Raw genomic sequence first — 13885 nt, 5'->3', positions numbered from 1 at the left:
TCTCCGTTGTGGGGGTGTCGGTGCGGGCGGGAACTAGAAGTAGCCTATCTATGTGGAAGATCTCTTTGGCGCAGGACGGGACGGCGGCGCCGCTGTCGAGGATGATAACGACGCGGAGGACGCCGTTGACGGTGGTCCGGCCCGTCGCGCTGCCTCCCCGCGCAGCCCGCTGGCCGTCCGAATGCGTCCGCGGACGCTCGATGATGTGGTGGGCCAGCAGCACCTGCTGGGACAGGGTTCGCCGCTGCGCCAGCTGGCCGCCGGAACGGATGCCACCGGCCCCGCGGGTCCCAGTTCCCTGATTCTCTGGGGCCCGCCCGGCACGGGGAAGACCACACTCGCGCACGTCATCGCTAAAGGTCCCGGCCGGAAGTTCGTTGAGCTCTCCGCCATCACCGCCGGGGTCAAGGACGTCCGCCGCGTTATGGAGGAAGCTCTCACCGCCCGGGACCTTTTCAAGACCACCACAGTGCTGTTCCTGGACGAGATCCACCGCTTCAACAAGGCCCAGCAGGATGCCCTGCTGCCCGGCGTCGAGAACCGCTGGGTAGTCCTGGTTGCCGCGACCACCGAAAACCCCTCCTTTTCCGTCGTCTCCCCGTTGCTGTCCCGGTCCCTGCTACTGACACTTAAGCCGCTGACCGACGCCGACGTGGAGGGATTGCTGCTGCGGGCAGCGGCGGACCCCCGTGGACTCGGCGGCAAAGTGGAACTCACCGATGCGGCCCGGGGCCATCTCGTGAGGCTCTCCGGCGGGGACGCCCGCCGGGCACTGACCGCACTGGAGGCGGCGGCCGGCGTCGCATACGGGGATGCTGACGACGCCGACACGATCGCCGGGACGGCCGGGCCGGCCCCGGTGCAGATCGAGCTGAAGCACACGGAACGGGCCCTCGACGTCGCATCCGTACGCTATGACCGGGCCGGCGACCAGCACTACGACGTCGCGAGCGCATTCATCAAGTCCATCCGGGGTTCCGACGTCGACGCCGCCCTGCACTACCTCGCCCGGATGCTCGAGGCGGGGGAGGACCCGCGGTTCGTAGCCCGGCGCATTGTCATCTCCGCAGCCGAAGACGTTGGCATGGCCGACCCGACGGCGCTGCAGACCGCCGTCGCCGCCGCCCAGGCCGTGCAGCTGATCGGCATGCCCGAAGGCCGCATCATCCTCGCCGAAGCCGTGGTCCACCTCGCCACAGCACCGAAATCCAACGCCGCCTATCTGGGAATCAACCAGGCGATCGCCGACGTCCGCGCCGGTCTCGGCAACGGCATCCCGGCGCATCTGCGCGACGCCCACTACCCGGGATCCAAGCAACTGGGCCACGGCCAAGGCTACAAATATGCCCACGATGCCCCGCATTCGGTCGCTACCCAGCAGTACCCGCCGGACGACCTCGTCGGCCGTAACTACTACGAACCGACCGGCAACGGCGCCGAACGGGACATTTCCACCCGGCTTGAGCGGCTCCGCAGGATCATCCGGGGCAAGTGATCGCCGGTCCCGGCGTGGTAAAGTAGGTCGTTGTCTGGCAAGGCACAGACGCACAATCCACTTGATACCGGCATTTTATGCTGTTCAAACGGGTTTGCCCCGTGCCCAGTAGCAAAAGGCAGCGGTTGGCCGATGCTCTCCATCGTGGAGGCCAGTAACACTGACACACCGCAGATATTGGAAGGACACAAGTGGCTAACAACACTCGTGCTCGCCGTACAGCACGCCTCTCGCGTGCACTCGGCATTGCTCTGACCCCCAAGGCCGCCAAGTACATGGAGCGCCGCCCGTACGGCCCCGGTGAGCATGGCCGTGCCCGCAAGAAGCAGGACTCCGACTACGCCGTACGTCTGCGCGAAAAGCAGCGTCTGCGCGCCCAGTACGGCATCCGCGAAGCCCAGATGACCCGCGCCTTCGAAGAAGCCCGCCGGACCAAGGGCCTGACCGGCGAGAACCTGATCGAACTGCTCGAAATGCGTCTTGACGCCCTCGTGCTGCGCGCAGGATTCGCCCGCACCATCGCTTCGGCCCGCCAGCTTGTTGTGCACCGCCACATCATGGTTGACGGCATCCGCGTTGACCGTCCGTCGTTCCGCGTCGGCGAGGGCCAGCTGGTCCACGTCCACAGCCGCAGCGAGACCATGGCTCCGTTCCAGGTTGCAGCAGCCGGTGCGCACCGCGATGTTCTGCCCATGGTTCCTGCCTACCTGGACGTCAAGCTTGACGCCCTGCAGGCACGCCTGGTCCGTCGCCCCAAGCGCTCCGAGGTCCCCGTGACCTGCGAAGAGCAGCTCGTTGTGGAATTCTACGCACGCTAGATTCACCGCGACACCTTACAAAGAAGCCCGTGGCAAGCGCCACGGGCTTCTTTGTATGTAAGGTACTTGGGGGAGTTCTGCGGTTGCCGGCTGTTTGGGCCGGCGGTGCCCGCAGAGACACTACGCAACAAGGAGATGAACGACTATGACTGGTGGCGATATTGCCGGCCTCATCGCGGCCGGAGTGTTTGCACTGCTGGTCCTGCTGCTTGCCGTGCCGATTTTAAAGCTTGGGGGAGTGTTCGATGAGGTGCGGACCTCCATCCGTTCGATCAGCGACGGCGCCACGCCGCTGATGGACGAAGTGACGGCGACTGTTTCCACCACCAACGAACAGCTCAAAAAGGTCGACGGTATCGCGAACAACGTCTCCGACGCATCGGCGAACATCTCGGCGCTGTCCTCGCTGGTGGCCGCCACCGTCGGTTCGCCGCTGATCAAGGTCGCCTCCTTCAGCTATGGTGTGCGCGCGGCGTTCACCGCCCGCAAAAAGCCCGCCACCGGCCGCCGCAGCCGCTAACCCAGCTGGAGAACCTGACATGAACAGAATCATCTGGATGGGAATCGGCGTCGCCATCGGCGTCATCGCCTTCCGCAAGATCACCGAAGCGCAATCGAACCTGGGCCCCGAAGGGCTCAACCGGGCCGTGGGGCGCGTCGCAGACGGTCTGTACGACTTCGCCGATGCCGTCCGCGAGGGCATGAATGAGCGTGAGACCGAACTGCGCCGAGCGCTCGGCATTGACGCGGGCCTGGACCAGACCATAGCCCACGGCGCAGCCGGCCGGGATGCAGTCCGGCGCTAGCCGGGAGAGAATATCAGAACAGCGGCGTCCGGAAAACGGGCCGCCGGCACGGCCTATGGCCGGGACCAGACCGTTCCGCGGACCATACGCGTGAACGCCAAACGCAGTGACCACAAACGCAGTGAACAGTGAAGGGTACGTAATCAGCTCATGAAGTCGCAGGAGATCACTAAGCGCTGGATCGACTTTTTTGTCAAAAAGGGCCACACCGCGGTGCCCTCCGCTTCCCTGGTCTCCAGCGACCCTTCCCTGCTGTTCACCGTCGCCGGCATGGTCCCGTTTATCCCGTACCTGACGGCCCGGGAGGAAGCGCCGTACGAGCGTGCCACGAGCGTGCAAAAGTGCATCCGGACCGGCGACATCGAGGAAGTCGGCAAGACCGCCCGCCACGGAACGTTCTTCCAGATGTGCGGGAACTTCTCCTTCGGCGACTACTTCAAGGAAGACGCCATCAAGTTCGCCTGGGAACTGCTCACCTCGAGCGTTGACGACGGCGGGTACGGGCTCCCACCCGAGCGGCTGTGGGTCACTGTCTACGAAGAGGACGATGAGGCCGAGCAGCTCTGGCTCCGGAACACGGGCATGCCTGCCGCGCGGATCCAGCGGATGGGCAAGGCGGACAACTACTGGTCCACCGGCCAGCCCGGTCCCGCCGGCCCCTGCTCCGAGATCTACTATGACCGTGGCCCCTCCTACGGCGTCGAGGGCGGCCCGATCGCGGACGAGAACCGCTACGTGGAAATCTGGAACCTGGTGTTTATGCAGTACCAGATCGACAACGTCCGCTCCAAGGTTGACTTCGACATCACCGGCGAACTCCCGAAAAAGAACATCGACACCGGCCTGGGCATGGAGCGGCTGGCGATGATCCTGCAGGACGTCGAAAACATGTACGAGACGGACCAGGTCCGCCCGGTGATCGACAGGGCCGCGGCCCTCTCCGGCCGGGAATACACCTCCGCCGAGTCCGCGGCCGACCCGCATCACACCGACGACGTCCGGATGCGTGTCGTCGCCGACCACATCCGATCCTCCCTGATGTTGATCGCCGACGGCGTGACCCCCTCCAACGAGGGCCGCGGCTACGTGCTGCGCCGCCTGATCCGGCGGGCCGTGCGCTCGATGCGCCTGCTCGGCGTCGAAAAAGCGTGCCTGCCGGAGCTGCTGCCCGCTTCCCGGGATGCCATGAAGGGCGTCTACCCCATCGTCGAGACGGACTTCGACCGGATCAGCCGGATCGCCTACGCGGAAGAGAAGGCGTTCCTGCGCACCATCGCCTCCGGCACGGCCCGGCTGGAGGACGCCGTCAAGGAGTCACAGGCCGCCGGGCGTCCGCTGTCCGGCCCCGACGCCTTCGCCCTGCATGATACTTACGGTTTCCCGATCGACCTGACCCTTGAGATGGCCGAAGAGGCCGGGCTTAAGGTCGACGAGCCGGAGTTCCGAAAGCTGATGCTCGAACAGCGCCAGCGCGCGCAGGCCGACGCGAAGGGCAAAAAGGGTTCCCACGCCGACCTCAGCGCCTTCCAGGAGCTGCTGTCCGCCGGAGAGACTGTTTTCACCGGCTACACCGAACTCGCGGGGGAATCGAAGGTACGCGGCATCCTTGCCGGCGGCCGCAAGGTCTCCCAGGCCTCCACCGGGGAGGAAATCGAGCTGGTGCTCGCCGAGACCCCCTTCTACGCCGAAGCCGGCGGCCAGGCCGCAGACACCGGACTGATCACCGGGGACGGTTTTGTCGTCGAGGTCCTGGACGTCCAGCGCCCGATCAAGGGGCTGAGTGTGCACAAGGCAATTGTCCGCGAGGGCGAAATCGGAGCGGACTCCCTCGTCCAGGCGGCCGTGGACCGGGAACGCCGGCATGCCGCCGAGCAGGCCCACACCGGGACCCACATCGTGCACGCCGCCCTCCATCAGATCCTCGGCCCGGAAGCACTCCAGCGCGGCTCCTTCAACAAGGCAGGCTACCTGCGCTTCGACTTCGCCTGGGGCGAAGGCCTCAGCCCCGCCACGCGCTCCGAAATTGAAGAAGTTTCCAACATCGCCATCCGCAACAACTACCGGGTGGACACCAAAGTGATGGGACTGGCCGAGGCCAAGGCCCTCGGTGCCATGGCACTCTTCGGCGAAAATTACGGCAACGAGGTCCGTGTTGTGGAGATCGACGGTGCCTGGTCCCGTGAACTCTGTGGCGGCACCCATGTTGCGAACACCTCGCTGATCGGCAGCCTGTCACTGCTCGGGGAACAGTCTGTCGGCTCGGGAAACCGCCGCGTCGAGGCCTTCGTCGGAATGGACGCCTTCCGGCACCTCGCTGCCGAACGCGCGCTGGTCACCGAACTCACCGACATGCTTAAGGTGCCGTCGGGACTGCTCGCGGACCGGATCGCCGCCACCCTGGCCAAACTCAAGACCGCCGAAAAGGAACTCGAGCGGTTGCGCAAGGAGCAGCTCACAGCTGCCGCCGGCCAGCTGGTGGGTACCGCCAGGGATGCCGCCGGCATCAAGGTCATCGCGCACGACGCCGGCCAGGTCAGCGGTGCGGACGACCTCCGCGGCCTGGCCCTGGATTTGCGGACCCGGCTCGGTTCCGATCCGGCCGCCGTCGCGGTTGCCGGTGTCAGTAATGACCGTCCGGTGATCCTGATCGCGACCAACGATGCCGCCCGGGCGGCAGGGGTCAAGGCTGGGGTCCTGGTGCGGCTCGCCGCGGGAATCCTCGGCGGCGGCGGCGGCGGCAAGGACGACGTCGCCCAGGGCGGCGGCACGGACGCCGGCAAGGTCGGCGCGGCCCTCGCCGCCGTCGTGGACGCCATCACCGGACGATAGTGGAAAAGCCGTGAACGAAACTGCTGTGCCCGGCGGCTACCCAATCGGCGTAAAGCTCGGGGTAGACGTCGGGACCGTCCGGGTTGGTGTGGCTGTCTGTGACCGTGACGGCATCCTGGCCACGCCGTTGCGCACCCTGGAACGGAACGCGAAGAAGAATACGGACGTGCGGATCCTGGCGGAACTGGCCCTGGAACTCGCCGTTGTGGAGATCTTCGTCGGCCTGCCGAGGACCATGAAGGGTGAGGAGCACGCCTCCGCCCGGATGGCGACTGACTATGCAAAGCTACTGGCGGGTAAACTGGGGGAGTCAGGTTCCGGGGTGCCGGTTCGGCTGGTGGACGAGCGGCTGAGCACAGTATCTGCGCACCGGCACCTGCACGAAGCTGGCATGAGCAGCCGGGATCACCGTAAGGTAGTTGATCAGGTTGCGGCCGCAGGTATCCTGCAACACGCGATCGATATGCAAAAGGCCAGGGGGACGGAGGTCGGAAGCCGCGTATACGCGGAGTCCGCGCCGGGGCCGACCGGGGATGGTCCACAGGCCAGTCCGGCACAAGACGAGCATTCTGCACTACGCATTCTGCCCAAAATGGAAGGCTACAGTGAGCCCGGTCAACAGTGACGACTCCTCCGGTGCTGCCTTCGGCACCGGCCGACCGCTGACACGCAGGGAGCTGAGGGCCCAGGAGAAGGTCCAGGCGCCCGAGGGGCACAACGTCGTCCCGCCGCAGGCGTTCGAAACCGGCGAGGAAGCCCCTGCGGCAGCACCCGGCGCCGACAACCGATCCGTCCCCGAAACCGGCGACGACGCGGCAGGTAATCGCGGGCCGAGCCAGGCGGACGAGGCGCCGGAGCCGCCGGCCGCAGCCCCGACCGTCCACGAACTGCCCGTGGATCCGGAGGTTCCAGAGGTTCCCGTGGACCATGTCCATCCCGTGGATCCAGAGGTTCCAGAGGTTCCCGTGGAGCATGTCCATCCCGTGGATCCGGAGGTTCCAGTACACGAGTACGCCGGGACTGTGGCAGATGCGGACACCGTCTTCCATGATTCCGACCTTCATCCCGGCGACGAACCGCACCCGGACGGGGTGACCCAGGACGGCCACCCCGACGCGTACACGTACAACGACGACCATCACCACGAGGACCATCACCACGAGGACCATCACCACGAGGAAGACGGCCACATTGTGTTGGCCGGAGGAGCCGCCATCCGCACGTCCAAGGGTCCGTCCAAGAAGGTCCGCCGCCGGCGCCGCTTCCTTGCCTTGCTGCTGACCCTGGCTGTTTTTGTGGTGGCGATTGCTGTGGGCGCGCAGTTCCTGAAGCCGCTTCTGGGCGCGGACACCGTGGCTGATTACCCGGGGCCCGGAACCGGTGAGGTCATGATTACCGTGCCGCCGGGCGCCGGACCCAAGTCCGTAGCGACCGAGCTGCAGGACAAGAAGGTCGTGGCGAACGCCGACAGTTTCCTGCGCGACTTTGTGGCCTCCGGCGGTGCGCTGGCCCCGGGCGACTTCAGCATGCGCAACGAAATGAAGAACTCGGACGCCGTCGCTGTCCTGCTGAACAAGGACCAAAGCAAGGTGATGTACTTTGCGCTCAGCGCCGGGCTCCGCATCGGTGACTCCCTCCAAGCCATCTCCGAAGGTACCGGAGTGCCGGTATCCGAGCTCAAGGCACTCAACGCATCGCCAGCCCAGTTCGGGGTGCCGGCCAGGGCTAAGACCCTTGAAGGTTTCCTCGCCCCGGGCGAATACCGGTTCCCGATCGGCACCCCGGCCAAGGATGTGGTGCAAAAGCTCGTGACCACCACCCTGGATGAGCTCACGTCCCAAGGCGTCACCGATCCGGCCAAGCAGTACGACGTTGTGACGGTCGCCAGCATTGTCCAGGCCGAGGGCGGCCAGGCCGAATACGGCGATGTGGCAGGCGCGATCTATAACCGCCTCAAGCCAAATAACACGGAGACTAACGGGCTGATCCAGTCGGACGCCACCGTAACCTACGGCCTCGGCATCAAAAGTTTCCACATCGACGAGGACCAGAAGGCGGACAAGTCCAACCCGTATAACACCTACGCCAACCAGGGCCTGCCGGTCGGACCCATCGGATCGCCGGGCCGAACGGCGATTGACGCTGCGGCAAAGCCCAAGACCAACGATTACCTCTACTGGGTGACCATCAACCTGGACACCAAGGAGACACGCTTCTCCAAGACGCTCGCGGAGCACAACACCTACGTGGCCAAATACAACGCTTGGTGTGAGGCAAACGCCGGACGCTGCGTATGACCGGCAGGGCTGCCGTGCTTGGGCACCCGATCAGCCATTCGAAGTCTCCGGCCCTGCACCGGGCCGCCTACGCCCGCCTGGGTGTGGAGCTGGACTATTCGGCGATCGATGTGACCGAAGCCGGGCTGCCGGCCTTTATGGCCCGGGTCAGGAAGGACGTGCAGCTGGGGCCGAGCTGGCACGGGCTGTCCGTCACCATGCCGCTGAAGTCAGCCATGGTCGGCGAAGTGGATGAGGTTCGAGGCGTGGCCCGCGAGCTCGGGGTGGTGAACACGGTCGCGTTCGAACGGCCGGCCGCGGGAACGGGCGCCGCTCCCGTCCGTTTGGTCGGCTACAACACCGACGTCGCCGGAATCGTAAACGCACTCCGCCATGCAGGTGCCGCCTCGGCGCCCGCTGCCGCCGTCCTGGGCGGCGGTGGAACCGCAGCCGCTGCCATCGCAGCGCTGAAGGAGCTGGACGCGCCAGCAGCCGACATTTTCGTCCGCGACATCACCCGCGCGCGGGAGGCACGCGCGGCAGCTGCGGCACTTGGCCTGCCCGTGCGGGTCCGGCCCCTGGAGGGCGCGTCTGCCGCCCTGGCCCGGGCCGACGTCGTGATTTCCACGCTGCCCCCGCGGGCCGCCGATCCGCTGGCCGAGGAGTTGGCACGGTTGTTCGCGCAAGGGGCCGGAGGGCCGGCCGGAGAGGTCCGCCCGGGTGTGTTGCTGGACGTCGCATATGAACCCTGGCCCAGCCGGATCGCTGCCGCCTGGCTGAAGGCCGGCGGTGTGGTGGTTCCCGGCCTGGAAATGCTGATCTACCAGGCCGTGGAACAGGTCCGGCATTTCACCGGCCTGCACGAGGCAGTCCCGGCGGAAGTCATAGATGTGATGTGTGACGCAGTCGGGGCACCCCGACGGGTGTTCTAACCGCCTTACATGGCAGGATGGATTTTATGTTGCGTTGGTTGACTGCCGGAGAATCCCATGGGCCGGCCCTGGTCGGAATTATTGAAGGCGTACCCGCCGGTGTGGAGCTCACCAGCGAACGGATCGCTGATTCGCTGGCCCGGCGCCGGCTGGGCTACGGCCGTGGCGCACGGATGAAGTTCGAGCAGGACGTTGTGACAATCCTCGGCGGCGTCCGCCATGGCATCACCCAAGGTGGTCCCGTCGCCATCCAGATCGGCAACACCGAGTGGCCCAAATGGGAGCAGATCATGTCTGCTGACCCCGTGGACCCGGAAATCCTGGCCGACCAGGCCCGCAATGCGCCGCTGACCCGTCCGCGGCCCGGGCACGCGGACTTCACCGGTATGCAGAAGTACGGCTTTGACGAGGCGCGGCCCGTGCTGGAGCGCGCCAGTGCCCGCGAAACGGCTACGCGCGTCGCCCTGGGCGCCGTCGCCTCCGGATTCCTCAAGCAGCTCGGCATCGAACTTGTCTCCCACACCGTGTCGATCGCCACGACGGCCGTGCCGGAAGGGCGGCCGCTCCCGGTCCCGGAGAACGTGCTGGCACTCGACGCCGATCCGCTGCGCTGCTTCGACCGCGAAACCTCCGACGCCATGGTCGCCGAGGTCGACATCGCGCACAAGGAAGGCGAAACGCTCGGCGGTATCGTCGAGGTCCTCGCTTACGGGCTTCCGCCGGGACTTGGCAGCTACGTCCATTGGGACCGCCGCCTCGATTCACGGCTGGCGGCAGCCCTGATGGGCATCCAGGCCATCAAGGGCGTTGAAGTCGGTGACGGCTTCCTCACCGCGTCACGCCGCGGCTCGGCTGCCCACGACGAGATTGTTAAGGACGCCGACGGCAGGATCGTGCGCACCTCAAACCGCGCCGGCGGCATTGAAGGCGGAATGAGCATCGGCGACGTGCTGCGGGTGCGCGCCGCGATGAAGCCCATCGCCACGGTGCCCCGAGCCCTCAGGACCGTCGATGTGAGTACTGGCGAGGCCGCCAGGGCCCATCACCAGCGCTCCGACGTCTGTGCGGTTCCCGCAGCGGGCGTCGTCGCCGAAGCCATGGTCGCGCTTGTCCTGGCCGAGGCGGTTGTGGAAAAGTTCGGCGGCGACTCCGTGCAGGAAACCGCCCGAAACATCAAGGGTTACCTGGACAACATTCCGGCGTCCCTGGACTCGATCGGCCGATAGTGCCGGCCGAAATGCCGGCAGGGCCGGCCAGGAATGCTGCCCGGCCCATCGTCTTGATCGGGCCGATGGCAGTCGGCAAATCAGCCATCGGATACCAGCTCGCCCAGCAGTTGGGGGCCACGTTTGTGGACACTGACGTCACAATCGTTGCCAACCACGGCTCCATCGCAGAGATCTTCGCCAGCCGCGGCGAGCATGTGTTCCGCGAACTGGAAGCCAGGGCCGTCGCCCGGGCCCTGGAAGACGCGCAAGGCAGGAATACGGTAGTCTCGCTTGGCGGCGGGGCAGTCCTGGACTCCGGTACCCAGCAACTGCTGGGGCACTGCACAGTGGTCTACCTCGAGTGTGACGCCGGCACAGTGGTTGACCGGATCGCCAGGAATTCCGGCCGGCCCTTACTGGCCGGAGATGCCATGGAACGCTGGAAGGCATTGTTCGCCACCCGCCGGCCGGTCTACGAACGGCTGGCTGACCTGGTCTTCGATGTGCGCAACGGAACCGTTGCGGACATCGCACACCGGCTTGAAGATGCGCTGCGCGCGTATGGCGCGGCGGGAACCGCTGGTGTACCCGCACCAGCGGCGACAAAGGAAGTTGAAAAGTGAACACCGAATCAACCGTCATCAAGGTCACCGGGCAGACGCCCGGTGAGAACTACGACGTCGTGGTGGGCCGCGGCCTGCTGGCCAGCCTGCCCGGACTGCTGGGGGAACGGGTCAAACGGGTCCTTGTTATCCACCCGCGCGCCCTGCGCCTCACCGGTGACACCGTCAGGGAAGAGCTCTCGTCGGCGGGCTTCACGGCACTCACCGCCGAAATTCCCGATGCTGAAGAAGGCAAACACATCGAGGTGGCCTCTTTCTGCTGGCAGGTGCTGGGCCAGAACGACTTCACCCGATCGGATGCCGTCGTTGCTGTTGGCGGCGGGGCCGTGACCGACCTTGCCGGCTTTGTCGCCGCGACCTGGCTTCGCGGTGTCAAAGTCATCCACATGCCCACGAGCCTGCTCGGTATGGTCGACGCGGCCGTCGGCGGCAAAACCGGCATCAACACCGCCGAAGGCAAGAACCTCGTTGGTGCCTTCCACCCGCCGGCCGCTGTTCTCGCGGATCTCGATACCCTGGACACACTGCCGAAAAACGAGATTATTTCCGGCCTGGCCGAGGTCATCAAATGCGGCTTCATCGCGGACCCGGCCATCCTCGAACTGATCGAGAAAGACCCCGCGGCAGTCACCGAGCCCCGCGGTGACGCGTTGCGGGAACTGATTGAACGCGCCGTCACGGTGAAGGCCACGGTCGTCTCCGCGGACCTCAAAGAAACCGGCCAGCGCGAAATCCTCAACTACGGCCACACCCTGGGCCACGCGATCGAGCTCGCCGAACGCTACTCCTGGCGCCACGGCGCCGCCGTCTCGGTCGGGATGATGTTCGCTGCGGAACTGGCCCGCAGCGTGGGGCGCCTCAGCGACGCCAGCGCCGACCGGCACCGCAGCATCCTGGAAAGCCTCGGTCTGCCCGTGACCTACCGGCGCGACCGCTGGCAGGCGCTGCTCGACGGAATGCGGCGGGACAAAAAGTCCCGCGGTGACCTGCTGCGCTTTGTGGTGCTCGACGGCGTAGCACGCCCCGGTATCCTCGACGTCCCGGACACCTCGCTGCTGTTCGCCGCGTACCAGGAGATTGCCTCCTGATGGCATTCCTCCCAGGCGGTACCAGCGACTGGCCCGCTGCAGGGTTCCCCGGGATCAAGATCAACCCGGACAGCCTGGTCCCGCAAATCGTCAATGAGGATGCCGTCGCCGAAGCGCTTGCAGCATCGACGGACCCGGGGGACCTGATCTTTGTGCGTCTGGTCGAAGGGCACCCGGCCGAGGCTGCAGAGTTGCTCGCCGAAGCCCGCTACAGTGACCCTGGCTCGTTGCGCCTGCGCATCTTCGAAGCCGACGTACTGCGGGTTTCCAACCGGCTTGACCGGGCCGTTGAGCTGTTTGATCAGCTGCTGGCGGAGACCCGCGGCACACCGGACGAGGCGGTCATCCGCCAGCACCTCGGACGGTCCCACTTTGCCAGCGGCAACGTCGGCGCCGCCGTCGAAAGCTTCGCCAAAGCGCTGGACCTGCGTGTGGCCGGGTCTGCCGACGCGGCACTGATCTACGCCTCCACGGTGGCTCTGCAACGCGCCCGGTACGTGCTGGATCTCGACTCTTGACGCGGGTCCGCGCGGGCCTGCGTGCAGCTTCCGGCCGCACCCGTCCGGCAGCGGGCAGACAAAACCGGTAGAATGGTTTTTGGATTTTTGATAAATACGCGCTGGCGGGCCATTTGGCATGCTTGCCTGGCATAACCGGCTGGCAGCTAGAAGCCGTCAGAAGAGAAACCAGAGGATACAGTGGCAACCACTAACGACATCAAGAACGGAACCGTCCTCAAACTTGAGGGCCAGCTCTGGAACATCATCGAGTTCCAACACGTCAAACCCGGTAAGGGTGGCGCGTTCGTCCGCACAAAGATGCGCAACGTGATGTCCGGCAAGGTCGTGGACAAGACCTTCAACGCCGGACTGAAGATCGAGACCGCAACGGTAGACCGCCGTGACTACCAGTACCTGTACCAGGACGGCGCGGACTTCGTGTTTATGGACACGGCCGATTTCGACCAGCTCACCGTTTCGGGGGCAACCGTCGGGGACGCCACCAACTTTATGCTCGAGAACCAGAAGGTCAGCATTGCCATCCATGAGGGCAACCCGCTGTACATCGAGCTGCCGCCCAGCGTGGTACTGGAAATCACCTACACGGAACCGGGCCTTCAGGGCGACCGCTCCTCGGCCGGCACCAAGCCCGCCACCCTTGAGACCGGCTACGAGATCCAGGTGCCGTTGTTCGTCGAGAACAACACCAAGGTCAAAGTTGATACCCGTGACGGAAACTACCTCGGGCGGGTTAACGACTAGTGAGTGCCCGCGGTAAGGCCCGCAACCGGGCCCTGGATGTGCTCTTTGAGGCGGAACAACGTTCCGTGTCAGCGTTCGATGTGCTGAAGTCCCGGCGGGAGCAGACGGACCAGATCGTTAACCCGTACACCCTCGAAATCGTCGAGGGTGTGGTCTCCCACCAGGCTGCGATCGACGAATTCCTGGAAACCTATTCGCAGGGGTGGACGCTGGAACGTATGCCGTCCGTGGACCGCATCATCCTGCGGATCGGCACCTGGGAGCTGCTGTACAACGACGACGTGCCCGACGGCGTTGCCGTCAGCGAGGCCGTGGCCCTGGCCAAGACCCTCTCCACCGACGAGTCGCCGTCGTTTATCAACGGCCTGCTGGGCCGGCTGCAGCAGCTGAAGCCTTCGCTGCTCGCCTGACCCCGAAGCTCACAATAACCCCGTCCGGATCATCCCGGGCGGGGTTCTTTGGTGTTCTCCAGGCAGCCGGCGACGGCGTCCGGGAGGGGGCAGTCTCGGCGGGTTGATGGTGCCCGTCGAGGTGGTGTACGGGCGCAT

Annotated in this window: 14 protein-coding genes; all 14 read left to right on the top strand. The window is 65.7% G+C overall.

Annotated elements, in window-relative coordinates:
• Window positions 1–52: 52 nt before the first annotated feature.
• Window positions 53–1495 (top strand): replication-associated recombination protein A, encoded by a 1443-nt coding sequence (locus ABIB49_RS02890; protein WP_226775124.1) that lies wholly within the window; start codon window positions 53–55, stop codon window positions 1493–1495.
• A gap of 191 nt (window positions 1496–1686) precedes the next feature.
• A complete protein-coding gene (gene rpsD / locus ABIB49_RS02885; RefSeq protein WP_123254752.1) occupies window positions 1687–2313 on the top strand; it encodes a 30S ribosomal protein S4 in 627 nt (208 codons plus the stop codon).
• A gap of 145 nt (window positions 2314–2458) precedes the next feature.
• On the top strand, window positions 2459–2833 hold the full coding sequence (locus tag ABIB49_RS02880) for a DUF948 domain-containing protein (RefSeq protein ID WP_226775188.1): 375 nt from the start codon (window positions 2459–2461) through the stop codon (window positions 2831–2833).
• Window positions 2834–2852: 19 nt separating this feature from the next.
• Window positions 2853–3119, top strand: a complete 267-nt coding sequence (locus ABIB49_RS02875) for a DUF6167 family protein (protein WP_226775125.1) — start codon at window positions 2853–2855, stop codon at window positions 3117–3119.
• A 150-nt stretch (window positions 3120–3269) separates the two neighbouring features.
• Window positions 3270–5948: an alanine--tRNA ligase gene (alaS, locus tag ABIB49_RS02870; RefSeq protein WP_226775126.1), complete on the top strand. Its 2679-nt coding sequence runs from the start codon at window positions 3270–3272 to the stop codon at window positions 5946–5948.
• 10 nt (window positions 5949–5958) lie between these two features.
• The gene (gene ruvX, locus ABIB49_RS02865) at window positions 5959–6573 is read left to right on the top strand and encodes a Holliday junction resolvase RuvX (protein ID WP_282360607.1); all 615 of its coding nucleotides are present in this window, start codon (window positions 5959–5961) and stop codon (window positions 6571–6573) included.
• Entirely contained in the window at window positions 6554–8245 is a 1692-nt protein-coding gene (gene mltG / locus ABIB49_RS02860) for an endolytic transglycosylase MltG (protein ID WP_354156658.1), read from the top strand. The genes ruvX and mltG overlap by 20 nt, the downstream gene beginning before the upstream one ends.
• Window positions 8242–9156 carry a shikimate dehydrogenase family protein gene (locus ABIB49_RS02855; protein WP_283479579.1) on the top strand — a complete coding sequence of 305 codons (915 nt, stop codon included), beginning with the start codon at window positions 8242–8244 and terminating at the stop codon, window positions 9154–9156. The genes mltG and ABIB49_RS02855 overlap by 4 nt, the downstream gene beginning before the upstream one ends.
• Before the next feature lie 26 nt (window positions 9157–9182).
• Window positions 9183–10382 carry a chorismate synthase gene (aroC, locus tag ABIB49_RS02850; protein ID WP_226775130.1) on the top strand — a complete coding sequence of 400 codons (1200 nt, stop codon included), beginning with the start codon at window positions 9183–9185 and terminating at the stop codon, window positions 10380–10382.
• 11 nt (window positions 10383–10393) lie between these two features.
• Complete coding sequence (locus ABIB49_RS02845; protein WP_226775131.1) at window positions 10394–10987, top strand: shikimate kinase; 594 nt, start codon at window positions 10394–10396, stop codon at window positions 10985–10987.
• Window positions 10984–12075, top strand: a complete 1092-nt coding sequence (gene aroB, locus ABIB49_RS02840; protein WP_226775132.1) for a 3-dehydroquinate synthase — start codon at window positions 10984–10986, stop codon at window positions 12073–12075. Before ABIB49_RS02845 ends, aroB begins: the two co-directional genes overlap by 4 nt.
• Window positions 12075–12593: a tetratricopeptide repeat protein gene (locus tag ABIB49_RS02835; RefSeq protein ID WP_226775133.1), complete on the top strand. Its 519-nt coding sequence runs from the start codon at window positions 12075–12077 to the stop codon at window positions 12591–12593. The genes aroB and ABIB49_RS02835 overlap by 1 nt, the downstream gene beginning before the upstream one ends.
• Before the next feature lie 180 nt (window positions 12594–12773).
• The gene (gene efp / locus ABIB49_RS02830; RefSeq protein WP_226775134.1) at window positions 12774–13337 is read left to right on the top strand and encodes an elongation factor P; all 564 of its coding nucleotides are present in this window, start codon (window positions 12774–12776) and stop codon (window positions 13335–13337) included.
• On the top strand, window positions 13337–13747 hold the full coding sequence (gene nusB, locus ABIB49_RS02825; RefSeq protein ID WP_024368581.1) for a transcription antitermination factor NusB: 411 nt from the start codon (window positions 13337–13339) through the stop codon (window positions 13745–13747). The genes efp and nusB overlap by 1 nt, the downstream gene beginning before the upstream one ends.
• Window positions 13748–13885: the final 138 nt, after the last annotated feature.

The sequence above is a fragment of the Arthrobacter sp. UYCu512 genome (assembly GCF_040547075.1).
Classification (GTDB): domain Bacteria; phylum Actinomycetota; class Actinomycetes; order Actinomycetales; family Micrococcaceae; genus Arthrobacter.
The sequence above is the reverse complement of the archived record's forward strand: the minus strand, read 5'-3'. Positions and strand labels throughout refer to the sequence as shown.